Annotated in this window: 21 protein-coding genes; 16 read left to right on the forward strand and 5 right to left on the reverse strand. The window is 72.4% G+C overall.

Annotated elements, in window-relative coordinates; genetic code table 11:
* Positions 1-140: 140 nt before the first annotated feature.
* From metK to CUC05_RS08385, 14 genes are all read left to right on the forward strand, one after another.
* Positions 141-1337, forward strand: coding sequence for a methionine adenosyltransferase (gene metK, locus CUC05_RS08320; protein WP_108665618.1), 1197 nt, complete (start codon positions 141-143; stop codon positions 1335-1337).
* Positions 1273-3474, forward strand: a complete 2202-nt coding sequence (locus CUC05_RS08325) for a primosomal protein N' family DNA-binding protein (RefSeq protein WP_108665619.1) — start codon at positions 1273-1275, stop codon at positions 3472-3474. Before metK ends, CUC05_RS08325 begins: the two co-directional genes overlap by 65 nt.
* Before the next feature lie 26 nt (positions 3475-3500).
* The gene (def, locus tag CUC05_RS08330) at positions 3501-4040 is read left to right on the forward strand and encodes a peptide deformylase (RefSeq protein WP_157965365.1); all 540 of its coding nucleotides are present in this window, start codon (positions 3501-3503) and stop codon (positions 4038-4040) included.
* Between the two features lie 8 nt (positions 4041-4048).
* Positions 4049-4960, forward strand: coding sequence for a methionyl-tRNA formyltransferase (gene fmt, locus CUC05_RS08335; RefSeq protein ID WP_276308889.1), 912 nt, complete (start codon positions 4049-4051; stop codon positions 4958-4960).
* 14 nt (positions 4961-4974) lie between these two features.
* Positions 4975-6312: an RsmB/NOP family class I SAM-dependent RNA methyltransferase gene (locus CUC05_RS08340; RefSeq protein WP_157965367.1), complete on the forward strand. Its 1338-nt coding sequence runs from the start codon at positions 4975-4977 to the stop codon at positions 6310-6312.
* A complete protein-coding gene (locus CUC05_RS08345; protein ID WP_205712208.1) occupies positions 6309-7247 on the forward strand; it encodes a GGDEF domain-containing response regulator in 939 nt (312 codons plus the stop codon). Before CUC05_RS08340 ends, CUC05_RS08345 begins: the two co-directional genes overlap by 4 nt.
* Before the next feature lie 30 nt (positions 7248-7277).
* On the forward strand, positions 7278-8294 hold the full coding sequence (gene ribD / locus CUC05_RS08350) for a bifunctional diaminohydroxyphosphoribosylaminopyrimidine deaminase/5-amino-6-(5-phosphoribosylamino)uracil reductase RibD (protein WP_205712209.1): 1017 nt from the start codon (positions 7278-7280) through the stop codon (positions 8292-8294).
* A gap of 3 nt (positions 8295-8297) precedes the next feature.
* The gene (locus CUC05_RS08355) at positions 8298-8930 is read left to right on the forward strand and encodes a riboflavin synthase (RefSeq protein ID WP_108665623.1); all 633 of its coding nucleotides are present in this window, start codon (positions 8298-8300) and stop codon (positions 8928-8930) included.
* Positions 8923-10191, forward strand: a complete 1269-nt coding sequence (locus CUC05_RS08360; protein ID WP_108665624.1) for a bifunctional 3,4-dihydroxy-2-butanone-4-phosphate synthase/GTP cyclohydrolase II — start codon at positions 8923-8925, stop codon at positions 10189-10191. The genes CUC05_RS08355 and CUC05_RS08360 overlap by 8 nt, the downstream gene beginning before the upstream one ends.
* Complete coding sequence (gene ribH, locus CUC05_RS08365) at positions 10178-10636, forward strand: 6,7-dimethyl-8-ribityllumazine synthase (RefSeq protein ID WP_108665625.1); 459 nt, start codon at positions 10178-10180, stop codon at positions 10634-10636. The genes CUC05_RS08360 and ribH overlap by 14 nt, the downstream gene beginning before the upstream one ends.
* A 43-nt stretch (positions 10637-10679) precedes the next feature.
* A complete protein-coding gene (locus tag CUC05_RS08370) occupies positions 10680-12401 on the forward strand; it encodes a lysylphosphatidylglycerol synthase domain-containing protein (RefSeq protein ID WP_157965368.1) in 1722 nt (573 codons plus the stop codon).
* A complete protein-coding gene (locus tag CUC05_RS08375; RefSeq protein ID WP_108665627.1) occupies positions 12398-13129 on the forward strand; it encodes a class I SAM-dependent methyltransferase in 732 nt (243 codons plus the stop codon). The genes CUC05_RS08370 and CUC05_RS08375 overlap by 4 nt, the downstream gene beginning before the upstream one ends.
* Before the next feature lie 130 nt (positions 13130-13259).
* Positions 13260-14072, forward strand: a complete 813-nt coding sequence (locus tag CUC05_RS08380; protein ID WP_108665628.1) for a hypothetical protein — start codon at positions 13260-13262, stop codon at positions 14070-14072.
* A 213-nt stretch (positions 14073-14285) separates the two neighbouring features.
* A complete protein-coding gene (locus tag CUC05_RS08385; RefSeq protein ID WP_157965369.1) occupies positions 14286-16616 on the forward strand; it encodes a cell wall-binding repeat-containing protein in 2331 nt (776 codons plus the stop codon).
* A gap of 140 nt (positions 16617-16756) precedes the next feature.
* Here the strand turns inward: CUC05_RS08385 and CUC05_RS08390 are convergent, their stop codons facing one another.
* From CUC05_RS08390 to CUC05_RS08410, 5 genes are read right to left on the reverse strand one after another with little or no spacing between them, the layout of a single operon-like run.
* Positions 16757-18253 carry an aldehyde dehydrogenase family protein gene (locus CUC05_RS08390; protein WP_108665630.1) on the reverse strand — a complete coding sequence of 499 codons (1497 nt, stop codon included), beginning with the start codon at positions 18251-18253 and terminating at the stop codon, positions 16757-16759.
* 30 nt (positions 18254-18283) lie between these two features.
* On the reverse strand, positions 18284-19891 hold the full coding sequence (locus CUC05_RS24595) for a M36 family metallopeptidase (RefSeq protein WP_108665631.1): 1608 nt from the start codon (positions 19889-19891) through the stop codon (positions 18284-18286).
* A gap of 48 nt (positions 19892-19939) precedes the next feature.
* The gene (locus tag CUC05_RS08400) at positions 19940-21859 is read right to left on the reverse strand and encodes an ABC transporter ATP-binding protein (RefSeq protein WP_108665632.1); all 1920 of its coding nucleotides are present in this window, start codon (positions 21857-21859) and stop codon (positions 19940-19942) included.
* A 30-nt stretch (positions 21860-21889) separates the two neighbouring features.
* Positions 21890-22954 carry an alpha/beta fold hydrolase gene (locus CUC05_RS08405; protein ID WP_108665633.1) on the reverse strand — a complete coding sequence of 355 codons (1065 nt, stop codon included), beginning with the start codon at positions 22952-22954 and terminating at the stop codon, positions 21890-21892.
* On the reverse strand, positions 22951-24108 hold the full coding sequence (locus CUC05_RS08410; RefSeq protein ID WP_108665634.1) for an acyl-CoA dehydrogenase family protein: 1158 nt from the start codon (positions 24106-24108) through the stop codon (positions 22951-22953). The genes CUC05_RS08405 and CUC05_RS08410 overlap by 4 nt, the downstream gene beginning before the upstream one ends.
* Before the next feature lie 122 nt (positions 24109-24230).
* Between CUC05_RS08410 and CUC05_RS08415 the strand changes: the two genes are divergently transcribed.
* Positions 24231-25031: a prepilin peptidase gene (locus CUC05_RS08415; RefSeq protein WP_108665635.1), complete on the forward strand. Its 801-nt coding sequence runs from the start codon at positions 24231-24233 to the stop codon at positions 25029-25031.
* A 54-nt stretch (positions 25032-25085) separates the two neighbouring features.
* Complete coding sequence (locus tag CUC05_RS08420; protein WP_157965370.1) at positions 25086-25508, forward strand: hypothetical protein; 423 nt, start codon at positions 25086-25088, stop codon at positions 25506-25508.
* The last annotated feature ends 91 nt before the right edge of the window (positions 25509-25599 follow it).

Below are 25599 nucleotides of genomic sequence, written 5' to 3' on the forward strand. Positions count from 1 at the left end.
TGATCCATCCCACGGTTTCGCCTGTCCGATGGGGGCTCCGGACCAGCGGGGGCTCCGTATAGGCTGTCCCCCAACGCTTTTTCGCTCCGGGGGTGCCATCTGGCGCGCCCCCGACCCCCGAACACGAAGGAATCCCCACGATGGCGCGTTCATGGCAGTTCACCTCCGAGTCCGTGACGGAGGGCCACCCCGACAAGGTGGCAGACCAGGTCTCCGACGCGGTGCTGGACGCGGTGCTCGCCAACGACTCCAACCCGTGGGACGCGCGTGTGGCCTGCGAGACGCTGGTCAACACCGGCCTGATCGTCGTCGCCGGTGAGATCCGCACCGACGCCTACGTCGACATCGCCGCGATCGCCCGCGAGACCGTCGCCGGGATCGGCTACGACAGCTTCGACGCCGGCTTCGACGGCCGCCTCTGCGGCGTCCTGGTCACCATCGACCCGCAGTCGCCCGACATCGCCGGTGGCGTCGACTCGGCGCTGGAGTCCCGCACCGAGCCGACCGGTGACGAGCTGGACAAGCTCGGCGCCGGCGACCAGGGGATGATGTTCGGCTACGCGACCAACGAGACCGAGTCGCTGATGCCGCTGCCGATCGACCTGGCCCACAAGCTGGCCAAGCAGCTGGCCGCCGTCCGCCACTCCGGCGAGGTCGACTACCTGCGCCCCGACGGCAAGACCCAGGTCACCGTCCGCTACGAGGGCAACACCCCCGTCGCCATCGAGCGCGTCCTCATCTCCACCCAGCACAAGCCGGGCATCGACCTGGCCAGCCAGATGCGTCCCGAGCTGCAGGACAAGGTCATCAGCCCCGTCCTGCCGGCTGGCCTGGACTTCGACGCCGCGGACTTCCTCTGCAACCCCTCCGGCAAGTTCGAGCTGGGCGGTCCCCAGGCCGACGCCGGCCTGACCGGTCGCAAGATCATCGTCGACACCTACGGCGGCATGGCCCGCCACGGTGGCGGCGCCTTCTCCGGCAAGGACTCCACCAAGGTCGACCGGTCCGCCGCCTACGCCGCCCGCTGGGTCGCCAAGAACGTCGTCGCCGCCGGCCTGGCCGAGCGCGCCGAGCTGCAGGTCGCCTACGCCATCGGCGTGGCCCACCCCGTCTCGGTCATGCTGGACACCTTCGGCACCGAGACCCAGGACGTCGACAAGATCCTCGCCGGCATCAAGGAGGTCTTCGACCTGCGTCCGGCCGCGATCATCCGCGACCTCGGCCTCCGCGAGCCGATCTTCTCCCCCACGGCGGCGTACGGCCACTTCGGCCGTGACGAGTTCCCGTGGGAGGCCACCGACCGGGCCGACGCGCTGCGCTCGGCCTCCGGCGCCTAGCGTCGCCGCGGCCACGGCCGACCACCCCACACCCGTCGACACGCGGGCCGGCTCCCGGCCCGCGTTCGCGCGTGTCGTCGTCGACGTCGGCCCGGCCCACCTCGACCGGCCCTTCGACTACCGCATCCCCGACGGTGAGCAGGTCGGGATCGGGTCGCGCGTCCGCGTGCGGTTCAACGGTCGGCTGCGGACCGGCTGGGTCGTCGCGCTGACCGACACCCCCAAGGTCGACGAGGCGAAGGTCAAGCCGCTGGACCGGGTCGAGGGCGACGTCCGCTGGTTCGGTCCCGACGACCTGACCGTCTGGCGCTGGGTCGCCGACCGCTTCGCCGGGACCATGTCGGGCGCCATCGCCCACGGCCTGCCCCCACGCACCGTCCGGGTCGAGCACGAAGCCGCCTCGTGGGGTCCGGCCCGCCACCCCCTCGACGCCCCGATCGGGGCCTCCGTCGCGCATCCGCGAGGATCGGCACGATCGGGCCCGTCGCCGGACGACACGATCGCGCCCGACATCGTCCATGGACGATCGAGCCCCCGATCGCGCCGATCGGAGGTGGGACAGCCGCACGCCAGCCAGCCCGACCCAGCCGGGCCGGGCGAGGGGATGGGGGAGGAGGGGGCGCGTGCGCGGCCGCCGTGTGCGTCGGAGGGGTGGAAGGCGCTGGACGGGTCGGCCCTGCTGAAGGCGGCGTGGGAGCCCGACGGCCGGGCCTACCACCTGCGTCCCCCGCTCCACCACGACCTCGGGCCGCTGCTGGTCGACCTGGTCGCCCGCACGACCAGCAACGGCCGCACCGCCCTGGTGATCGTGCCCGGCCCCGCCCCGGGCCCCGCCGACGACGTCGTCGCCGCCCTCGGGACCGCCGTCGCCGACCACCGCCACCTCGACCGCGACGCCGACCGCTACCGGGCCTACCTGCGCCAGCTCCGCGGGGACGTCACCGTGGCCGTCGGCGAACGTGGGCTGGCGCTGATGCCGATGCCCGACCTCGGCCTGATCGTCGTCGTCGACGAGGCCAACCCGGCCTACAAGGAACGCCGCAACCCCCGCCACCACGTGCGCGAGGCCGCCCTCGCCCGCGGACGGATCCTCGGCGCCACCGTCGTGCTGACCTCCAGCCTGCAGTCCGCCCAGGTCCACAAGCACCACGACGGCGGCCACCTGACGCTCGTCCGCGCCGACCGGGCCACCGAACGCGCCGACGCGCCCGATGTCCGCGTCGTCGACCGCACCACCCTGTCGCCCAAGGACCGCCGCACCCGCCTCGTCGGCCCCATCACCAGCCGCGTCGCCGAGGTCGTCCGCACCGGCGGCACGGTCATCGTGCTGGCCGCCGGCAAGGGCAGCGGGTCCTCCCTCGCCTGCACCGACTGTCGCAGCCGGTTCGAGTGCCGTGACTGCGGGGCCGGCATCGCCCCCGTCGACGGCGCACCCAGCCCCACCTGGCGGTGCGCGGTGTGCAGCTGGACCACCCCGCCGTTCGCGTGCATCGACTGCGGCGCCACCGACACCTTCCCCCTCCGCGCTGGCGCCAAGCGGCTGTCAACGGAGCTGGCGAGGGCCCATCCCGACGCCGAGGTCGGCCACATGGAGGGCTTCGACCAGCCCGGCCCGTCCGGCCGACCCGCCATCGCCGTGATGACCCGGGGCTCCGTCGTTGCCCGGCCCGACTGGCTGCACGGCCGCCGCGCCGACCTGCTGGTCGTCGCCGACCCCGACGTGCTGCTCGGCCGCCCCGACGTCGAGGCCGCCGAGGACGCCCTGCGGCTGTGGTTGGACGGTGCCGCCCTGGCCGATGAGGTCATGGTCCAGACCGGCCAGCCCACCCACCCGGCCCTGCAGTCACTCGTCCGCCTGGACCCCGACGGGTTCTGGCCGGCCGAGGCCGAACGCCGTGCCCCCCTCGGCTTCCCACCCGCCGGGTCGTTGATCCGCATGACCGGCGTCACCCCCGAGGCCGCCGCCGCCGTCCGTGCGGACGTACCCGGTACCCTTCTTGGACCCGACCCCGACGGTGTCGCCCTCCTGAAGACCGACACCCTTCGTGACACGGTTGCAGCCCTGAAGCCCCTGCGCAACGCGTGGGCGCAGGACGACATCCGCGTCCGGGTCGACGTGGACCCCACCATCACCTGAGCCAGCCGCAACGAGGAACCAACGCCGTGTCGACACTGCCAATCCGCCTCTTCGGTGACCCGGTGCTGCGCCAGCGCGCCCACGAGGTCACGGAGTTCGACGACAAGCTCCGCCGCCTTGCCGACGACATGATGGAGACCATGCGCGGCAGCAACGGCGCCGGGCTCGCGGCCAACCAGGTCGGGGTGCTCAAGCGCCTGTTCACCTGGGAAGCGCCCGACCCCTCCGGTGAGGGCTACATGGGCGGGGCCGTGGTCAACCCCGACATCACCTTCGAGAGCGAGGAGATCCAGGAGGGGGAGGAGGGCTGCCTGTCCTTCCCCGGCCTCTTCTACCCCACGGCTCGTCCGCTCGAGGTCCACATCACCGCCCAGGACGTCTTCGGCGAGGACTTCGAGCTGGAGGGCGCCGGCCTGCTGGCCCGCATCATCGCCCACGAGATCGACCACCTGAACGGCATCCTGTTCATCGAGCACCTCGAGAAGCACGACCGCAAGGACGCCATGCGCCGCATCCGGCGCGGCGAGCTCGAGAATCCACCAGCCCCCGAAGGAGAGGTCCTCTGACCATCCGCATCGCGTTCTTCGGCACCCCCCACCCGGCGGTGCCGTCCCTCCGCGCGTTCCTCGACGCCGACGACGTCGAGGTCGTGGCCGTCGTCACCAACCCCGACCGACCAGCGGGAAGGGGACACGAGCTGACCCCACCACCCGTGAAGGTCGCCGCCCTCGACGCCGGACTCGACGTCTGGCAGCCGCAGAAGCCCCGCGAACGGCTGGAGGACCTGAAGGCCCTCGACGTCGACGCCTGTGCTGTCGTGGCCTACGGCTCGATCCTGCCGCAGGACGTCCTCGACGCCGGCGGCAAGGGGTTCGTCAACCTCCACTTCTCGTTGCTGCCCGCCTGGCGCGGCGCCGCACCCGTCCCCGCCAGCATCCTGGCCGGCGACACGACCACCGGCGTCACCTGCTTCCGGCTGGACGCCGGCATGGACACCGGTGACGTGCTGAGCCGCCACGAGGTCCGGATCCTGCCCGACGAGACCAGCGGCGAGCTGACCGAACGGCTGGCCGTGGCAGGCGGGCCCGTGCTCGTCGACGCCATCCGCGGGCTGGTCGACGGGTCGCTGTCGCTGCACCCGCAGGACCACGCCGCGGCCACCTACGCCTCCAAGGTCAGCCCCGAGGACGCACGCCTGGACCTGACCGACAGCGCCGAGCAGCTGGACCGCATGATCCGCGGCTACAACCCGATGCCCGGCGCCCACACCACCTTCGAGGGCACCCGGCTGAAGATCCACCGGGCCGTCCCGATCGCCGACGTCGACGGCACACCCGGGCAGGTCGTCGGTGACGTCGACGGCCGCCCAGTGGTCGCCGTCGGCCGCGGTGGCCTGCGGCTGGACCAGGTCCAGCCGGCCGGCAAGCCCCGCATGGACGGACGCGACTTCGCCAACGGCTACCGACCCGAACGGCTGGGCTCGTGAGCGAGGAGGACCGGGTGGACACCGCCGCCGCCGAGGGCGCCGACCGGGCGGGCGTCGCCGCCCGCCAGACCGCGCTCGTCATCGTCATGCAGGTCCACGAGAACGACGCCTGGGCCTCACCCGTGGCCGACCGGATCCTGTCGAGGAGCCCGCTGGACCAGCAGGACCGGACCTTCGCCGCCAACCTGGCGTTCTCGACCCTGCGCTGGGAGGGCACCCTCGACTGGGTGCTGGCCAACGCCGTGTCCCGTGGCCTGGAGGCCGTCGAGGCCACGCTGCTGGACCTGCTCCGCATCGCCACGTGGGAGCTGCTGCACGGCAACCAGCCGGTCCACGCCGTCGTCGACTCCCACGTCGAGGTCGCCCGTGTCGTCGTCGGCCAGCGCGCCACCGGGTTCGTCAACGGGGTGCTGCGCAACATCGCCCGTCGCATCGACGACCTGCCGTGGCCCGACGAGGCCACCGACATGGGTCTCGGCCTGAAGTACGGCTACCCGTCGTGGGTCGCCCACGCCGCGGTCACGCGCTTCGGCGACGAACGGGCCGCAGCGGTGCTCGACGCCGGCAACCGTCCGGCTCCGCTCGTCCTGCGGGCCGTCGCCCCACGCGACGAGGTGCTCGCCGCGCTGGCCGCCGAGGGCATCGACGCCGAACCCGGCACGATGGCCCGCGATGCGATCGTCCTCGCCGACCGCATCCAGCCGGGGAAGCTCGCCGTGATCCGCGACGGCCTTGCCATCGTGCAGGACCAGGCCTCCCAGGTCATCGGCCAGACCGCCGCCGCAGGCCTGCCGGCCGGTGCCACCGCCATCGACCTCTGTGCTGCACCGGGCGGCAAGTCCACCCACCTGGCCCAGCAGGGGCTGCAGGTGACCGCCGTCGACCGGCACGCCGGCCGCTTGCGGCGAGCGGCCGAGATGGCCGACCGCCTCGGCCTGGACATGGTGACCGTCACTGGCGACGGGGCCACCGTCGACCTGCCCGACGGGGTCGACCTCGTCCTGGTCGACGCGCCGTGCTCGGGCCTCGGGGTCGTCCGACGACGGCCGGAGCTGCGGTGGCGTCGCAGCCGCGAGGACGTCACGTCCATGACGGCGGTGCAGCAGCGGCTGCTGGAGCGCGCGGTGGATCTCGTCCGGCCGGGCGGCCGAGTGGTCTACTCGGTGTGCACCTGGACCTCCGACGAGGCCGACGACGTGGTCGCCCACGCCGTCGACGGTGGTCGCGTCACGGTTGCGGACGTCCCGCAGGTCGGGACGCCCACCCGGTTCGGCGTACAGATGGCGCCCGATCGCGATGAGGGAGATGGCATGTACATGGCGGTGCTGGAACGAACGGCGGAGGTGTCGTGACCGCGGACAGGATCCTGGTCGTCGACAACGAAGCCGACATCCGGCGGTTCATCGAGGTCAACCTGCGGTTGGAGGGCTTCGAGGTCGTCTCGGCACCCGACGGCGAGCAGGGGTTGGCCGCGGCGTTCGAGGTGGACCCCAACCTGGTGCTGCTCGACGTGATGATGCCCGGCATCGACGGCATCGAGGTCTGTCGACGACTGCGAGCCGACCCCCGCACCAGCCACATCCCGGTGATCCTCCTGACCGCCAAGTCGATGACGGTCGACAAGGTCGTCGGCCTGGCTGCGGGTGCCGACGACTACGTCCTGAAGCCCTTCGACCCGATGGAGCTCGTCGCCCGCGTCCGCACCACCATGCGCCGCGCCGCCGACCTGCGAGGGGCCTCGCCCCTCACCGGGCTCCCCGGCAACCACCGCATCGAGAGCGAGATCGCCCGGCGGCTGGACCAGGGCCAGGACATCGCCGTCGCCTACGTCGACCTGAACAACTTCAAGGCCTACAACGACCACTACGGCTTCCTCGAGGGCGACAAGGTCATCCAGTCGACCGCCCAGGTGTTGCGCGACGTCCTGACCGGCACCGCCTACGCCGAGGCGTTCCTCGGCCACATCGGCGGCGACGACTTCGTCATGCTGTTCCACCCGTCCCAGGCCGACGACGTCTGCAGCGAGGCGATCCGACGGTTCGACGAGATGATCCCGACCCTGTACGCCCCCGAGGACCGCGAGCGCGGCTACCTCGAGCTGCGGGACCGTCGCGGGGAGATGCGACGCTTCGGCATGGTCTCCATCGCCATCGGGGTGACCACCAACGCCCACCGCACCTTCCTCGACCACCGCGACATCGTCGCCGTGGCCACCGAGATGAAGACCCACGTCAAGAGCGCGCATCCCGACACCTCGGCCTACGCGTTGGACGGACGCACGGGCTGACGTCGCGGCGTCGCCGCGTAGCGTGGGGACGTGACCCTCCCCCGTGACCTCGAGATGATGGACCGCGCCTTCGCGCTGGCCGAGCACGGCCGCGGACGGACGTGTCCCAACCCGTTCGTCGGCTGCGTCATCGCCGACGCCGACGGCGCCCTGGTGGGGGAGGGATGGACCCAGCCGGCCGGCGGCTCCCACGCCGAGGTCGTGGCGCTGGCGATGGCCGGTGACCGCGCCCGCGGCGGCACGGCCTGGGTGACCCTCGAGCCGTGCAACCACCACGGCCGCACGCCACCGTGCAGCCAGGCGCTGCTCGACGCCGGGATCGCCCGGCTCGTGTACGCGCTGTCCGACCCCAACCCCGTGGCGATCGGCGGCGGGACGATGCTGGCCGAGGCAGGGGTCGAGGTCGTCCCCGACGCCGCCGTCGACCGGGCCCGACAGCAGCACGAGATCTTCCTCCACGGCATCGCGACCGGACGCCCGTTCGTGATCCTCAAGACCGCGACCAGCCTCGACGGGCGCATCGCCGACCACAGCGGCACCTCGCAGTGGATCACCTCCCCGTCCACCCGCGCCCGTGGCCACGAGCTGCGCCGCGAGGTCGACGCCGTCCTCGTCGGCTCGGCCACGGCCCTGGCCGACGACCCGTCGCTGACGGTCCGGCTGCCCGGCTGGGACGGCCCCCAACCCCGACGGGTCGTCCTCGACCGTCGTGGCCGCACCTCCGGCGCCGACCTGAAGCTGTTCACCGACGGTCTGGCCCCCACCACCGTGCTGGACACCCCTGACCCAGCCGCGGCCCTCGCGGCGCTGTGGGACCTCGGGGTGCACAGCGTGCTGGTCGAGGGTGGGGCTGGCGTCGCCGGTGCCTTCGTCGCCGCGGGGCTCGTGGACCGCTACGTCCTGCACCTCGGCAACGTCCTGCTCGGCGAGGGGCTCGGGGCGCTGTCGACGCGGGTGGCGCTCCCGGACGCGCCACGCCTGCGATTGGTGTCCGCGGAGCTGTCCGGTGACGATGTTGTCCTGACCGCCTACCCGAGGACCCCCTGAGCCATGTTCACCGGACTGATCGAAGAGGTGGGCGTCGTGCGCGTCCTCGACACCCGAGAGGGCGGCGGCACCATCACCCTGGAGGCCCCGCTGGTCGTGGAGGACGCGTCCATCGGTGACTCCATCGCCGTCAACGGCGTGTGCCTGACCGTGACCGAGCTGCACGACGCACCGGCCGGCTTCAGCGCCGAGATGATGGGCGAGACGCTGGTCCGCTCGGCGCTCGCCGACCTGGTCGAGGGCGACCCGGTCAACCTCGAACGGGCCATGAAGGCCGACGCCCGCTTGGGCGGCCACATGGTGCAGGGCCATGTCGACGGCGTCGGCACCGTGCGGCTGATCCAGCCACACGAGGAGTGGACGACGGTCACCTACGACCTGCCGCCGCAGCTGGCGCCCTACGTGGTGGAGAAGGGGTCGATCACCATCGACGGCACCTCCCTGACCGTCACCGACGCGGGCGAGGACCACTTCTCCGTCGGCCTGATCCCCCACACCATGGCCGTGACCGTCCACGGACGGCGCAAGGTCGGCGACCGCGTCAACCTCGAGGTCGACGTCATCGCCAAGTACGTGGAGCGGCAGCTCGCCGCCCACCTGAACGCCCACGAGGCGAGGAGCACCAGCCGTGTCTGACGTCCAGTTCACCCCGATCCCGGACGCCATCGCCGCCATCGGCCGCGGCGAGATGGTCGTCGTCGTCGACGACGAGGACCGCGAGAACGAGGGCGACCTCATCATGGCCGCCGAGGCCGTGACCCCCGAGAAGATCGCGTTCTTCCTCCACCACACCTCCGGCTACATCTGCACCGCCATCACCGGCGAACGGGCACAGCAGCTGGACCTGCCGCCGATGGTGGACAACAACACCGACCGGATGAAGACGGCCTACCTGATCACCGTCGACGCCCGCCAGGGCACGTCGACGGGCATCTCCGCGGCCGACCGCGCCCAGACGATCCATGCGCTGGTCGACCCGGCGACCCGACCGGAGGACCTGACCCGCCCCGGCCACATCGTGCCGCTGGAGGCCAAGCCGGGCGGCGTGCTCAAGCGCGCCGGTCACACCGAGGCGGCCGTCGACCTGGCCCGCCTCGCCGGCATGGAGCCGGCCGGGGTGCTGTGCGAGATCGTCGACGCCAAGAAGACCGACATGGCCCGCCTCCCCGAGCTGACGGAGTTCGCGAGGGAGCACGACCTCAAGCTGATCAGCATCGCGGACCTGATCGCCTGGCGCCGACGGTCCGAGCGGCTGGTCACCCGCGTCGCCGAGGCCGAGATCCCCACCCCCTACGGCATCTTCCGCGCGGTCGGCTACACCTCGGAGATGGACAACCACGACCACATCGCGCTGGTCTACGGCCACCCCGAGAACAAGCCGAACGTGATGGTCCGCATGCACTCCGAATGCCTGACCGGGGACATCTTCGGGTCCCTGCGCTGCGACTGCGGGCCGCAGCTGCACGATGCGATGCGGCAGATCGCCGAGGAGGGCGAGGGGGTCATCGTCTACATCCGTGGCCACGAGGGACGCGGCATCGGGATCATGCACAAGCTGCAGGCCTACAAGCTGCAGGACGCCGGCCGCGACACCGTCGAGGCCAACATCGAGCTGGGCTTCCCGGCGGACTCCCGCGACTACGGCACGGGGGCCCAGATCCTCGTCGACCTCGGCCTGTCCACCCTGCGGCTGCTGTCCAACAACCCGGCCAAGCGGGCGGGGCTGGAGGGCTACGGCCTGGAGATCGTCGAGCGGGTCCCGATCGAGACCGCCCCGACGACGGAGAACCTGCGCTACCTGCGCACCAAGCGGGATCGGATGGGCCACGATCTGACCCGTCTCGAGACCAGCGACGACACCACGAGCCAGGAGACGAACACCGATGCGAGTGCATGAGGGCAGCCTCGACGGCAGCGGCCTGCGGGTCGCCGTGGTCGCCAGCCGGTTCAACGACACGATCGTGCAGCGCCTGGTCGACGGCGCGGTCTCGTGCCTGACCAAGCACGGCGTCGGGGACGACGACATCGACCTGTACTGGGTCCCGGGCGCGTGGGAGATCCCCGTGGTCGCCCAGCGGATCGCCAAGGCGGGGGCCGTCGACGCGGTCGTCGCCCTCGGCCTCGTCGTCCGCGGGCAGACCGCCCACTTCGAGTACGTCGCCGGTGAGTCCGCGGCCCTCGGTCGGGTTGCCCTGGAGACCGGCATTCCCATGTCCTTCGGCGTCCTGACGACGGAGACCTGGGAGCAGGCGCAGGACCGCGCCGGCGGCAAGATGGGCAACAAGGGCTGGGAGGCGGCGCAGGCCGCGCTCGAGACCGCCACGCTGCTGAAGTCGTTGTAGGCCGCAGCCGTCGATGGGGGGCGTCGGCAGGATCGTTGGACAGGTGGTCGGCCCCGCCGTCCTCGTGGGCCTGGCCGTCCTCGTCGTCGCGCCCCGCTGGACCGAGGTGCACGCGGCCGGCGGCCTGCCGTCGGCTGGGGTCACGGTCGTCGTGGCGGCCGCCAACGTCGTCGCCAACGTCGGCCTGGCCCGGACGTGGGTCGCGCTCGTGCGCACCGGCACCCCGGACGTGGACGTGGCGGCGGCGGTACGGGCACACGCGGTGTCCCTGCCCGCCCGGTACCTCGCCCCCGGCGGCCACATCCCCGCCAGGGCGGCGGCAGCCCGACGACACGGCCTGCCGGTGGCCGCAGGGGTGGGGCTCGGTGGCGTCGAGCTGCTGCTGTCGGTCCTGATCCTTTCGTTGCTGTCGCTGGTGACGCTGCCGGGCTGGATGGCCGTCGACGACGCCGGGAGGACGGCATGGCTGGCGGTCCTTCCCGCGGGCGCCGCCCTCGCACTCCTCGTCGCTCCCGACCGCACGATGGCCCTGGCCGGCGGTGCGGTCCGCATCCTCGGCAGCCCGTTCCCGTCGGGGCCGGTCGATCGACTGGTCCGCCAGCTGGATGGGGGAGGGATGGAGACCGGCCGTCGTTCGGGACGGCTCGTGCGCGGGGTGGCGCTGCGCTACGTCGGGGTGCTCGGGGTGCGCGGCCTGGGGTTCGTCGTCCTGGGGGTGGCCGTTGCCGGTCGGGCCGACGGTCGAGGCGTGGCTGCCCTGCTCGGCGCGTTCGCGGTGAGCAACCTGGTCGGCCGCGTCGTCGTGATCGCCCCGGCTGGCCTCGGCGTGCGCGAGGCCATGCTGACGGCGGTGCTGGCGCCCACCGTCGGCCTCGGTCCGGCAGGGGCCATCGCGCTGCTGGCGCGGTTGCTGGACGCCCTCGCCGAGGCGGTCTTCGTGGGCGCGGCGCTGCTGTGGCGTGGGTCCGGACCAGCCGACGGGTTCGTGGAGGGGGCACGCCTCGTGCTGCCCGATGCGACCATCGTCGTCCTCGGGACGGTCCACCAGCGCACCTGGTCACGTGTGGCGAACGGGCTGCGGGGGTCACAGCGGGTGTGGTGCAAGCAGCACCTGGACCGTCGCCGCCGGCCCGACCCCACCAGTGCGACGGCCCAGGCCCGTGCGGCGAACCGGGCGGCGGCGGTGGGGCTGCCAGCCGTCCCGCCCGTCGCCGTGCTGGGGGACCGGGCGGTCACCGTCCATCCCTGGATCGACGTCGAGGTTCCCGGCGACCGGCTGCTCGAGCTGCTCGCCCTGCTGCCGGTCGGGCGGATCGACGGCACCGGGACCGTGCCGTTGTTCGGGGTGGATGCCGTGATGGCCGGGCCCAGCGGACCGGTGCTGCTGGACCTGCCGGATCGGGTCGGGACGGTCGAGCAGCAGGCCGCCGAGCTGGTCGCCAGCGCCCTGCGGACCAGGTGGGGCCGGCCGCTCCGCGGGTTCGTGGCCGGACCGGACTGGGCCGGTGCCGCGGCGGTCGCGGCGATGCTGCCCGTCCGACCACGACTCGACGCGGTCGAGCAGGCGCATCGGTCGTGGTGGCGGGCGAGGCAGGGGGAGTGGGTCGGCCGGACCCGGCTGGACGCCGCGAGCCGCCTCGTCGGCGTCCACACCGTCGGGCTGCGCTACCACCTGCGCGTCCTCGACGGCCTCCGGAGCGGACGCCTGGTCCTGCCGCCCGACCGCGCCGCGTCGGTGGCCCCCGTCGTCGAGGTCGGCCCGTGACGGGCCCGGCCAGCACGGATCCGGCGAGCACGGACCCGGCCAGCACGGATCGGGCCACACGGATCCGGTACGTCACGGCGGACGGGGCCCGCCGCTACGCAGCCGACCTCCGCCACCCGGTCGCCCGCGTGATCACCGCCGGCGAGCGTCGTGCCGTCCGTCGGGCGGTCGCCGCCGCACACCGGCGGTCGTCGGGCGACGGGGGGACCCACGTCGCATTTCGCGACATGGTGTGGCTGGACGTGGCCGCCGGGTCGGGGAAGCTGGTCGACGCCGGGCTCCCCCCACGTCGCATCGCGGTCGACGTGTCCGCGGCGATGCTGGCCGAGGACCGCAGCGGCCATCCGGCGGTCGTCGGCGACGCACGAGCCCTGCCCTTCGCCGACGGGGCCGTCGACGTGGTCGTCGTCCTCCGCCTGCTGCACCGGTGCAGCGACGAGATGGTCCGGGCGGTGGTGGCCGAGGGGCTGCGTGTGGCCCGACACGGCGTGGTCATCAGCGACGTGCGTCCCACCCCGTCGTGGCGCGCCCGAGCGCGGCGGGTGCTCGGCCGCAGTCCGGCACCGATCGGTCGCAGCCGGAGCCGGCTGACCCGTCTCGTGGCCGACAGCGGCGGCCTGGTGGCCGCCGACCTCCCCACGGTGCCGCTCCTCTCCAGCGGGCGTGTCGCGCTGATCACGAGCACGGAATCGAGATTTCGAGTCACCAAACCGCTGCTGAACCATTGACCAGTTCAGCGTGGCCCCCTAGGTATTGCGCTCTCCGAAACGGAAGTGCGCTCAGCGGAACGCCGCGTTGGGTGTGCTTCCCCCGCCTCGAGGAGTGCACTTGCCAACGCTTTCACGTACCCGATCATCCGTGGTCACCGTCTCCTGGATGGTGGTCGCGCTGCTGGTCGCCTCGCTGCTCCAGGTCGCCCCGGCCCGCGCAGCGACGTTCGTCGCCGACTTCACCGCCGACGCCGTCGGCGCGTCCCCCGCCGGTTGGACGTCCAGGTGGGCGCCCGGCTGGTTCGCCGTGCAGGACGACCCCCGGCGGCTGGTCCAGGGGCCGTCGTCGAGCCCCCTCCGGCTGCTCTCCTTCGACGCCGCCGGCACCCCCAGCAGTCCGGAGGTCCGGGCCGTGGTGCACGTCGGCGCAGACAACACCGCCAGCACCAGCTTCCAGGTCCACCTGGCTGGCGCCGGTGAGGAGGACAACGAGACGTCGTACTTCGTCGAGGAGTACCGCGACGACCTGCGGCTGCGCATCAACACCGCCGGATCCGCGTCGACCCTCGCCTCCGCGCCGATCCCGGGCGACTTCCAGGCCAACACCTGGTACGAGCTGCGGTTCGGTGAGGACGACGGTGAGCTGAACGCCTCCATCTGGCCGTTCGGCACCCCCGAGCCCGCCGCCCCGATGATCACCTTCGACGACCCCACTCCGCTGGCCAACGGCTGGGTCGGCATCGGGTCGGGCAACGCCGGGACCAACCCGGCGTACGCCGACTTCGCGTACTTCGCCGTCGGCACCGGCAACGACCCGGCGCCTGCGCCGTCCCCGACCGTCGTCGACCAGGCCGTGGCACCCACGCAGCCGGTCGCCGGTGTGGCCGTCACCCCCGACTGGGGCTTCACCACCGTCACCTGGGACCCGGCCACCGAGAACGACCAGCTGGTCACCCAGTAGGAGATCGAACGCGTTCCCGTCGATGCGACCGACACCCCGATCGGGGCCGAGCTGCTGGTCGGCATCTGGCGCTACAACCGCTACACCTACACCGGCGACTCGACCACCTTCGCCGACGCGGGGTTCATCCCCGGTGACCGGTACGGCTGGCGTGTTCGCGCCGTCGCCGCCGGTGTGGAGGGCCCCTGGTCGGACTGGACGTACGCCGACACCATGGAGGCCCCCAGCCCGTCGGACGCCTTCCGCATCGAGTTCGAGGAGGACCCCGACGACTGGACCTCCTACGAGGGCGAGCTGGCCTTCACCAACCTCATCGCCAACAACAGCGACCGCGTTCGCGTCGAGCTGATGGGGCGCACCCACCTGGGCCGCGACATCAACCTCTTCGTCTTCGGAGACCCGCCCCCGACCCCGGGGGAGGCACGCGAGGGCTCCACGGTGTTCCTCAACTGCAACGTGCACGGCCCCGAGGCCGGCGGCCGCGAAGCCTGCTTCATGATCATCCGCTACCTCGCGCTGGAGGACGACCCCTTCATCGACGAGCTGCTGGACGCGGTCACCGTCATCGTCATGCCGTCGATGAACGGCGACGGCCGTGCGGCCGGCAGCCGCGGCAACGCCCGCGGCCAGGACCTCAACCGCGACCACTCCCTCCTGCGTGAGCCCGAGCCCCTCGCCGTGGCACGCGCGATGAGCCTCTACGAGCCGACGATCGCCATCGACGGCCACCACTACGGCAACAACGACGTGGGTGACCTGCCGCTGCTGTGGGCCCGCAACGCCGCGGTCGACGAGGAGGTCGCCAGCTACACCCAGAACGCACTGACGCTGGACTACCTGTTCGGCGCTGCGGAGGACGACGGCTGGTGGCCGCAGCCCTACCCGATCGGCTACAGCGAGGAGACGATCCTCCGCAACACCCTCGGACTCAAGGGCATCGTTGGCATCCTCCTGGAGTCCCGCAGCAGCGGTGGGCCGACCCGGCCCAACGCCTCCGGTTCCGGCGGCCCGACCCAGCAGAACCACAACGACCGTCGCCACGTCTACTCCCACCTGTGGACCTACCGCGAGCTGCTCCGCTTCTCGCTGGCCAACCACGAGGACGCGGCGGCCGTGCAGGACGCCGCCTTCGAGGAGAACTCCCGCAACGAGGGTCCGCTGATCCTGCACGGCACCCGCGACACCCCTCGCATCAGCCCGCCGATCCGCGACAGCCGCGAGGGCACGATCGTCGACCCGGCGCCGTGCGGGTACCTCATCACCACCGAGCAGTACACCGAGCGGATCGAGTACGAGGGTGACCCACAGTTCGGCCTGATGCCGTCGGCACAGACCCGGCTGGAGGCCCACGGCATCCAGGTCGAGGAGGTCGACGACGGGATCTTCATCCCGCTCGGCCAGCCGCTTCGCGGCCTGATCGCCCTGCTGTTCGACCCTGCGGCACCCGGCCAGCAGGACGACTACTCCTCCTACGGGTCCTACCAGGGACCGTTCCTCTACAGCGGTTCGGCTGTGCCGCTGGCCGAGTGCCCGGCCGGTCCGGTCGACCCCGGTCCCGTCGACCCCGGTCCGGTCGACCCGACCCCGACGCCCGCACCGACCCCGACGCCGGAGCCCACCCCGACCCCGACCCCGACCCCGGAGCCGGAGCCGTTCGTCCAGCGCCTGGAGGGTGCCGGTCGTGTCCAGACCGCCATCGCCGTCTCCCGGGCTGACTTCGCCGACGGCGAGGCCAGCAACATCGTCCTGGCCCGTGCCGACGACTACGCCGATGCCCTCGCCGGGGCACCGCTGGCCGTCGACCTGCACGCGCCCGTCCTGATCAACCCGTCCGACAGCCTCGACGGCGACGTGGCGGCCGAGATCGCCCGGGCCCTGGCGCCCGGCGGATCGGTCTACCTGCTGGGTGGCGAGTCCGCGCTCGGCACCACCATCGAGGACACCCTGGCCACCGACGGCTACGCGGTGGTTCGCCTTGCCGGTGAGAGCCGGGTCGAGACGGCCATCGAGATCGCCGACGTCATCGGTGACCCGACGGAGCTGCTGATCACCAACGGCTACGACTTCCCCGACGCCATGACCGCTGGTGCGGCCGCGGGCGCCCGGGGCGGTGCCGTGCTGCTGACCCCCGCAGGGGTGCCGCACGACGCGGTGGACGACTACATCGCCGACAGCGGGGTGCCGTCGTCCGACGTCTACGCCATCGGTGGCCCGGCCGCGACGGCCTACCCGGACGCGGTGTCCGTGGTCGGGGCGACACGTCACGCGACGGCCGTCCTGGTCGCCGAGACGTTCTTCGACGACCCCATGGTCGTCGGGTTCGCCCGGGACGACGCGTTCCCCGACGCGCTGGCAGGCGGTCCCCGCCTGGCACGCCTGGACGCGCCGCTGCTGCTGACCGCATCCGGTGACCTCAGCCCCGACACGGCTGACTACCTGGAGGCCACCTCGTCGGTGACCAGCGCGGTCCTCCTCGGTGGCGAGAGCGCGATCAGCGCGATCGTCCAGCAGGCCATCGAAGGGTTGCTCAACCCGGTCCGATGACCGATGGCGGCTGCCCCGGCCCCGTGCCGGGGCAGCCGTGCCACCCCCGACCGAGCAGCCCAACCAAGCCCATCAGCGAGGTCGTGTTCCCGCAGACACGACCTCGTTGGTGCGTCCGGGGCCGGGAGCCCCGTGATGGGTCAGCGGGGGATGTCGGGCCGGTCGAGCACCGCACGCGTGCGGACGGTGTGCACCGAGTCGCCGGCGAGGATCCCGCCCCGCGCGAACAGCCGGCCGGTCTCCCAGTTGGACAGGCCGAGCTCGGGCTTGCCCAGCGCGTACTGGCCGTCGACCCAGCGGGTCAGGCCGTTGCCGACGAACGGGGCGTCGATCGTGGCGAAGAACCGGTCGTGCTCGGCCGGGTCGGTGGCGATCAGGCTGGCCACGAACCGGGGTGCCTGGGCGTTGAACCGCTGGACGGCGTCGTCGACGGTATCGACCACGACCAGCGTCACCTCGGGGGACTCCTCCCACTCCCATTCCCGGCCCAGCTGGTCAACGGCGATCGCCTCGGCCTGCGGTTCCTCGACATCGCCCTCGGCGCGGCCGATCGGGACCTGCCGCTGGAACCAGTCCGCCGGGACGTGATCCGTGGAGTCCTCGGCAACGTGCAGCTTGGGCTCGGCGCCGCGGGCGGTACCTGCAGCCCGGATGGCGTCCAGGAAGACGGGAACAAGCTCGTCGGCGCGGTCGGCGGTGATGGCGCAGGTGTTCAGGGTGTTGCAGACCTTGCGGTCCAGGGACCGGGTGACGGCCTCGCCGAAGTCCTGGGCGTCGGCGCTGGGGCCGGCCACGATCCAGGCACCGCCGGTGCCGTGCAGGCTGATCGGGACGCCGGCCTGGCGGGCGACACCACCGAGGGTGTGCACGGCCCGGCCCGACCCGCGGGCCACGGCCAACGACAGGCGGGGATCGCTGAACAACGCGTAGCCGGCGGCACGCGAGGGGGAGTCCACCAGCACCGCGGCGCCCTCGTGGAGTCCGGCGGACGCCAGGGCCGGACGCAGGGCGTGGGTCACGATCGCGCGGGCGGTGCCCAGCGCGTCCGAACCGATCCTGAACACCACGGTGTTGCCGCTGCGCAGCACCCCGCAGGCATCGGCGAACACGTTCGGCCGGCCCTCGAAGACGAACCCGACGACACCCAGGCGGTCACGGACCTGCTCGACCCGCCAGCCATCGTGGGTGACGGTCTCGATGACCTCACCGCGGCCGCCCGGCATGTCCCGCCAGCCACGGAGCCCCTCGACCATGTCCGCCCGCATCCGTGCGGTCAGCTCCAGCCGGGTGGTCGACCGGCCCTTCTCGCGAGCGGCCTCGACGTCGTCGGCGTTGGCCCGGGCGATGGCGACGAAGATCGTGTCGTCGGCCAGGGCGTTGGCGAACGCGTCGTAGAACGCCGACACCTGGTCGTCGGTGGCGGTGCCCATGACGTCGAACGCGGCGACCGCCGCATCGACCGCGGCGCCGGCGGCCCGGCGTTCCGCGGCGGGGACGTGCAGGACCTCGCCGGTGTCGGCGACCAGGACGGCGTCGCCGAGCTCGAAGGCGTCGGCCACGTCGGCGGGGACGGTGGTGTACCGGTCGCCGCCGACGAGCAGGGGCATGCCGGCGGTCAGCTTCTCGAGGCGCTCCATGCCCGGAACGCTACCTGCCGACGTCGAGCGCTACGAACCCGTCGACGCGCCGGGGCGGGCAGCGATCGGCATGCCCATGGCGACGGCTTCGTCGTACAGGACGGCGTCCCATTCCGCGGCGGTCTCGGCGTCGGGTGCGACGGAGTCGACGGTCATCTCCAGGGCGCGGATGGCCTCGGCGAAGTCGGCGCGGTCGCTCGTGGAGAAGTGCGCGGTCAGCAGCCAGGTCAGGACGTTGGCGGACCGCTCGTCCTCGGTCTGCCCGAGGTGCTCGCGGACGTTCCACAGGAACTTCGACCAGATCTCCCCGTCGGCGTGGACCTGCCCGACCCTGTCGGCATAGGTCTTGGTGGTGTCCATGCGACGGATGCAGGTCTGCTCCTCCGAGGAGTAGGAGGTGGAGTCCCACTCCATCAGGCACGTGTCCTGGGTGCGGAGGGTGTCGTCGAAGGTGGCGTAGTAGCTGGCGGCCAGGAAGTCACCGAAGCCCTCACCCATCGCGCCGCCCTCGGCCGACTTGCCCCAGCCGGGGACCTGGTCGTCGTGGATGGCGTGGCCCAGCTCGTGGATGATGACCTCGGCGTCCTCGCCGTCGTCCACGCCGCCGGCGCCGAACAGCACGAGGTCATTGGCCGGCTGGTAGAAGGAGTTGTCGAAGCCCATCACCGGCAGGGCGACGGTCAGCTGCGGTTCGGCGTTGATGTCGTCGAGGCCGAGCTCGTCCCGGAAGTACCGCTGGATCGCGTCGATGTGGTGGTAGGCCATCAGGCCCTCGAACCGGGGGTCGGTCTTGGTGACGTCGAAGCGGTCCAGGACCGGCACCATCGGGCCGCCGCCGATGACGTCGACCCACGGGCCGACCAGGTTGCCTGCGGCCGCACGAGCCAGGTCGAAGTCGCGGATCGGCAGGTCGCGAAGCTCCTTGGCCACCCGGCTGTCGGTGGTGAAGTCCACGTCGACACCGGCGACGTCGACGTCCTGGCGCATGTCGATGTGGCCGGAGGTGGCGATGGGGTTGGGGGAGAACAGGGTGGCAGTCGCGTTGGCGAAGAGGCGGTCGTCGCCGACCTCGAGGATGGTGGCGTCGGCGGCGGAGACGTCGACGGTGACCGCGACCTCGGGGGCGACGACACCGACCCGCCACGTGTCGACGAGCACGCCGTCGGTGGGGACGAGCAGCCGCTCGCTGTCCACGGCGATGGCGTCGGTCACCCCGAACGCGCCCAGCACCGCGGCCTCGGCCGTGGCTGCGGTCACGGGTGTCGCCACGGGGGAGCCGACCGCGTCGGTGTCCCTCGCCTCGACGATCGCGACCCGTCCCTCGATCACGTGCACGGCCACGGCCGTGCCGTCGACCGGTACGCCACCGATGACCTGCCGGCCCCGGAAGTGCTCACCCGCCAGCGACGTGCGGTGGAAGTCAAAGGCGAACCCCTCGGCGTCGACCTCCAGCCGGTCGGCGACGGCGGCCAGGGCCACCTCGGGGGCAACCGCAGGACCGAGGTCGCCCCCGAGCAGGCCCTCTCGGACCTCCTCCACGCCCGCGGCACGGCGGGCGATGGGCTGGTCGGCCTGGACCCCGAGGGGGACGGCCATCAGTGCGAGGACGAGCAGGGCGACGATCGGCGGGATGCGCATGGCGCAGCAGTTCGACGTCGGATGGGCGAAGTCCTGCTGCCTTCCCGGTCAGCCGTCGTCGGGGCCGATGCGGACGACGTCCCCGTTGCGCAGCAGCAGCCCGTCGGCGCAGCGCGCCTCGACCTCGCCACCGCCGAACTGCTCGTGGTACAGCCCGGCGTAGGTCCCGCCGCGCTCCAGCAGCTCGTCGTGGGTCCCGCGTTCGACGATGCGCCCACGGTCGACGACGAAGATCACGTCGGCCCGCAGGATCGTGGACAGCCGGTGGGCGATCGCCACGGTCGTGCGCGTCTCCATCAGGCGTTCGAGGGCCTGCTGCACGATCCGTTCGTTGACGGTGTCCAGGGCGCTGGTCGCCTCGTCGAGGACCAGCACCCGCGGGTCGGCGATGATGACCCGCGCGATCGCCAGCCGCTGCTTCTCGCCGCCCGACATGCGGTACCCCCGCTCGCCGACGACGGTCTCGAAGCCGTCGGGCAGCTCGTGGATGCGGTCGAGGATCGACGCGGCCCGGCAGGCCTCCTCGATCTGCTCCTGCGTGGCGTCGGGCCGCCCGTAGACCAGGTTCTCGCGGATGGTGGCGTGGAACAGGTTGGTCTCCTGCGTCACGATGCCGATCTGCCGCGCGAGGCTGGCGAGCGTCACGTCGCGCACGTCGTGGCCGTCGATCCGCACCGCGCCGCGATCGACGTCGTACAGGCGGGGGAGCAGGTAGGTCAGGGTCGTCTTGCCGGCCCCGGACGGGCCGACCAGCGCCGCCAGCTGACCGGGCTCGATCGTCATGTCGACGTCCGACAGCGCCCACTCGGTGGGCTCCTCCACGTCGGGCCGGGACTCGTAGGCGAACCACACGTGGTCGTAGCGGATGTGGCCCTCGACGGCGCCGAGCTCGGTGGCGTCGTCGGTGTCGACGATCTCCTGCTCGAGGTCGAGGTACTCGAAGACCCGCTCGAACAGGGCCATGGAGGACTGCAGCTGCACGCTGACCTCCAGCGTCCGGGCGATGGGGAAGAACAGCCGGGCCTGCAACGTCGTGAACGCCACGATCGTGCCGGCGGTCAGGTCGCCGCCGCCCAGCACCCCGCCGCCACCGTCGGCGAGCAGCACCCCGGCAAGGGCGTAGACCGCCACCGGGGTGATCGCGAAGAACGCCTGGATGACGGAGAAGAACGACGTGCCGATCATCGTCTGGCGGACCTGCAGCTCGGCCAGCCGGCCCGAGGCGGCGGAGTACCGCTCGATCTCGGCCTGCTGCCGACCGAAGGTCTTGGACAGCAGGATGCCGCTGACGCTGAGGGTCTCCTCTGACATCGCCGACAGGTCCGCGAGCTCCTTCTGGGTGGACTTCGACACCTTGCGGCGGGCGTGCCCGACCCGCTTGGACAGCCACGCGAAGATCGGCAGCAGGAAGAGACTGAGCACGGTCAGCTGCCACGACAGGGCCAGCATCGCCACGATGACGCTGATGAGCGTCACGGAGTTGGACAGCAGGTTGGACAGGGTGTCGGTGACGACGGCCTGCACACCCCCGATGTCGTTGGACAGCCGCGACTGGATCTCGCCGGTACGGGTGTCGGTGAAGAAGCGCAGCGGCATGCCCTGCAGGTGGGCGTAGAGGTTGTTGCGCAGGTCCTGCATGACCCGCTGCCCGATCGTGTTGGTGACGTAGGTCTGGTACAGGCTCAGGCCGGCGGAGACCAGCGGCAGCGTCGTCATGATCGCCACCAGCGTCCACAGCAGCGACAGGTCCGGCCCGCCGTCGGCGAACAGCGCATCGTCGAAGACGACCTGGACCAGCAGCGGGTTGACGACGCCGATCGTGGCGGTGACCACGATCAGCGCGCAGACGACCAGGACTCGGGTCCGGTAGGGGGCGAACGCGTGGACGACGCGCCGGACCAGGCCCGGCGAGCGCTCCCGACGGTGCTCGTCACGGGCAGGCTGGGCATGGGCAGGCACGCCGGCCATCCTGCCCGACGCGGCTCGACGGCGCCGGGGTCAGCCGGTTGCGGCGGTCCCCGCGGTGTGTGACAGGTCGGCCAGGACCTCCTCGGCTGCCGACAGGGTGGCCCGGCGGGTGACGTCGGGGTCGGCCTTGGTCAGCCCGGCGCGGCGGACCAGCGGCGACAGGCGCCCGAGGAGGGTGAAGTCGACGTGGCCGGTGCCGGGGAGGGTCCGCACCGGCTGGTCGAGGTGGGCGGCGAGCGGCACCAGCACGTCGTCGTTGGCGTTGCCGGCCCACTCCGCGCTGCGCAGGATCCTCGCGGCAACACCCAGGGAGGAGGGGAGTGATCCGCCGGCCATGGCGATCGGGCGCACCCACGGGTCCAGGCCGACCCAGCCGACCGCACGGGCATGGGACTCCGCAGCCAGCAGCGCAGCCGCCCCGCCGGTGGAGTGGCCGATCAGCACCGTCCGTGGGCCGGCCTGCGGCAGGTGGGGCTTGCCGAGCGCGTCGAGGACGGTGTACAGGTCGCTGGCGTAGCGCTCGACCAGCCGCCGGGCCGATGGCCAGTAGTCCGGGGTTCCCTCGGGCGGCAGCAGCGACGGGTCGATCGGCTGCACCGACCCGTCCGGGTGCACGGCCGCCAGTGACCCGCCGACATGGTCGGCCGCGAGCACGACGTGGCCCTGCGAGGCCAGCTGCTCGGCCACGTCGCTGTGGGCGGTGCGGAACCCCTTCCAGCCGTGGACCAGCACGACGGTCGGCAGGTCGGCCGACACGTCCAGGGGAGGGGCGTCGGCCACGGCGGTGCCCCGGACCCAGCGCAGGTGGGTCAGCAGGGCGGCGGGGATGCCGTAGGAGGCGGCAAGGCCTCGCCCGAAGGCGTCGCCGTCGGCCAGCAGCGGGGCGGCACTGCCCGCGTCCGCGGTCGGGTACCAGACCTGCACGGGCAGCCCGTCGGGGTGGCGGTCGTCGTCCAGCACGACGGTCCGGGTGCCGACACGGTGCGGACCGGTGGGCGCGGGAAGGGGACGCAGCGGCAGCAGCCTGGAGATGCCCAGCCCGGCGGCGGCGATCCCTCCCGCGGCCAGCCCTCCCGTCAGCAGGGTGCCGTTCACAGCTGGCCCGTCTCGGTGTCCAGGCCCAGCGCCAGCCGGCCGGCGAGCTCGTAGGTGCGCTCGGCGACCATGGCGTGCTGCGAGGCGACGTGGGCGTCACGGAACACCCGCTGGATCGGGGAGGAGAGGTAGGCGTCGACGCCGCCGGCCAGCAGGTGCAGCCGACGAGTCACCTCGCTGCAGCGGGCGGTGGCGTCGGTGGCGGCCAGGCGCAGCAACCGGCGCTGCTCGACCGTCAGCGGGTCACCGCGTTCGGTGGTGGTCCATGCGTCCCCGACGGTGTCGACCACGAACGCCCACGCCGACCGGACCACCGCCTCGGCCCGCGCGACGTCGACCTGGGTGGTCTGGCGTTCCGCCAGGGTCCTGCGGCTTCCCTGCGGCCGCTTGCCGCCGGCGAGCTCGACCAGCTCCTCCAGCCCGCGGCGGGCGAGGCCGACCGACACCGACGCCACCCCCAGCGCGAGCAACCCGAACATCGGGAACCGTGACAGGGGCCGCTCGACCACCGGCTCGGTGCGGCCGAACTCCACCCACCGGCCCTCGGGCACGATCGCGTCCGCCACCGTGTAGTCCGTCGACCCGGAGCCCGAGAGGCCCATCACGTGCCAGGTGTCGAGGAGGGTCACGTCATCGCGGTCGAAGAACACGAACGGGAAGGTGAGGCCGTCCTCGCGGGACGCCGGTCGGCCGTCGGCGTCCACGAGTCGCACACCGCCCGCGATCGTCGTGCAGTGGCTGGTCCCCGATCCCCACGCCCAGCGGCCGCTGACCCGCAGCCCACCGCCGGGCAGGGCAACGGCGGTCCCGGCAGGTGCGGCGAACCCGCCGGTGATGGCGTCGGGGTCACCGTAGATCGCCTCCGCGTGCGTCGCGGGCAGCAGGTATCCGGTCATCGACGTCGTCAGGGCGATCATCACGCACCAGCCCGCCGCGCCGTCGTCGGCGGCCACGGCGGCGATGGACTCGAGGCCCTGCACGGCCGATCGTTCGGGACCGCCGTAGGCCGAGGGAACCCACGAGCGGAACAACCCCTCGTCGCGCATCGCCTCGACGACGTCAACGGGCAGCCGGCGGGCCGCCTCGATGTCGGCAGCGCGGCGGCGCAGCATGGCGGCGCATTCGGCGGAGGGCAGGTGTGAGGTGTCCGACATCGAGGTCGAGTTCTACCGCGTCCCCCGCACCCTGGCCGCCCACCGGTCCTCGTGCCGGGTCGTCGACGGCCATCGGGGACGGCAGCGACGGTGACGGGGGCCCAGCAGGCATCATGTGCCCCATGGCTGGGTTGGTCGCGCTGTTCGCCGGGGTCTTCGGGCTGCTGTTCGGGTCCTTCGGCAACGTCGTGATCCACCGTGTCCCCGAGGGACGCAGCGTCGTCAGGCCACCCAGCGCCTGCCCCGGCTGCGACAACGAGATCAGTCCCCGCGACAACATCCCGGTGCTGTCCTGGCTGCTGCTGCGGGGCAAGTGCCGGCACTGCGGACAGCCCATCAGCGCACGCTACCCGGCCGTCGAGCTGACGTCGGGCCTGATGTTCGCCGCGGTCGGCTGGTGGCTGGCATCGATGGAGCCGCCGGACTACTGGGCCCTGCCCGGCATGCTGCTGTTCGCGTGGATGCTGCTGGTCGTCACCTTCATCGACTTGGCCACCAAGCGGATCCCCAACGCGCTGACCTACCCGCTGACCCCCGCCCTGCTGGTCCTGCTGGTCGGTGCGGCGCTGCTGAACGGCGAACCGTCGGTGGCGCTGCGGGTCGTCGGCGGGGGGCTGGCGGCGTTCGCGTTCCTGCTCCTCCTCGCCCTGATCTACCCGCGCGGCATGGGCATGGGCGACGTGAAGTTCGCGGCGTTCCTCGGCATGGGTCTGGGCTACGTGTCGTGGGGCACCGTGGTGATCGGGATGTTCATCGCCTTCCTCGGCGGCGGGATCATCTCCTCGATCGTGCTGGCCGCACGCAAGGGTGACCGCAAGGACCAGATCCCGTTCGGGCCGTTCCTCGCCGCCGGATCGTTCGTCGCGTTGTTCGTCGGCCCCACGCTGGTCGACGCCTACCTGCGCTTCTCGGGGCTTCGCTGAGCGTCGGCACGCACGGGTGAACGTGCCGGTGGCCCGCGTAGGATGGCCGCCACCATGAGCGCACCCCAGCAACCCCAGCCCAGCCAGGAAGAGCTCGAGGCCTACTTCAACGAGCTCCGCCAGGCCCCCGTCCACGACCTGCTCCTGCAGGCCTTCTCGGTCCTCGGGACCGGTGCGGAGGTCAAGCTCGGCCTGCCGGATGCCCGGGTCCTGATCGACTCCATGGAGGCGCTGCTCGGCGCCGGTCGCGGCGTCCTCGCCGAGACCGCCCCGCAGCTCGAGCAGGCCATCGCGCAGCTGAAGACCGCCCAGGTCCAGGCCGAGAAGGACATCGCCGCCGAACGGGCCGGCGAGGGTGCGGGGGAGGAACAGGCAGCCGGGTCCGGCCAGGCGCAGGCGACCACGCCGCCGCCGGCCGCGCCGCAGCAGCCCCAGCAGAAGGCCACCGACAAGCTCTGGATCCCCGGCCAGGGCTAGCGCGACCTCTCGGTCGGGGGTCGGCCCGCGTCCAGCGGGCCAGCAACCCGCCCGAGTTGTGCAGCACAGCCGGGGGGTTGGCTGAGCCGCA

The sequence above is a fragment of the Euzebya rosea genome, assembly GCF_003073135.1.
Classification (GTDB): domain Bacteria; phylum Actinomycetota; class Nitriliruptoria; order Euzebyales; family Euzebyaceae; genus Euzebya; species Euzebya rosea.

Bases quoted from the DNA above. Each gene is read 5' to 3' on its own strand.
- CUC05_RS08410 (WP_108665634.1), bottom strand. From the start codon at position 24,108: ATGTCGGACACCTCACACCTGCCCTCCGCCGAATGCGCCGCCATGCTG.
- CUC05_RS08355 (WP_108665623.1), top strand. From the start codon at position 8,298: ATGTTCACCGGACTGATCGAAGAGGTGGGCGTCGTGCGCGTCCTCGAC.
- CUC05_RS24595 (WP_108665631.1), bottom strand. From the start codon at position 19,891: ATGCGCATCCCGCCGATCGTCGCCCTGCTCGTCCTCGCACTGATGGCC.
- CUC05_RS08385 (WP_157965369.1), top strand. From the start codon at position 14,286: ATGGAGGCCCCCAGCCCGTCGGACGCCTTCCGCATCGAGTTCGAGGAG.
- CUC05_RS08420 (WP_157965370.1), top strand. From the start codon at position 25,086: ATGAGCGCACCCCAGCAACCCCAGCCCAGCCAGGAAGAGCTCGAGGCC.
- CUC05_RS08390 (WP_108665630.1), bottom strand. From the start codon at position 18,253: ATGGAGCGCCTCGAGAAGCTGACCGCCGGCATGCCCCTGCTCGTCGGC.
- ribH (WP_108665625.1), top strand. From the start codon at position 10,178: ATGCGAGTGCATGAGGGCAGCCTCGACGGCAGCGGCCTGCGGGTCGCC.
- CUC05_RS08415 (WP_108665635.1), top strand. From the start codon at position 24,231: ATGGCTGGGTTGGTCGCGCTGTTCGCCGGGGTCTTCGGGCTGCTGTTC.
- metK (WP_108665618.1), top strand. From the start codon at position 141: ATGGCGCGTTCATGGCAGTTCACCTCCGAGTCCGTGACGGAGGGCCAC.
- CUC05_RS08400 (WP_108665632.1), bottom strand. From the start codon at position 21,859: ATGGCCGGCGTGCCTGCCCATGCCCAGCCTGCCCGTGACGAGCACCGT.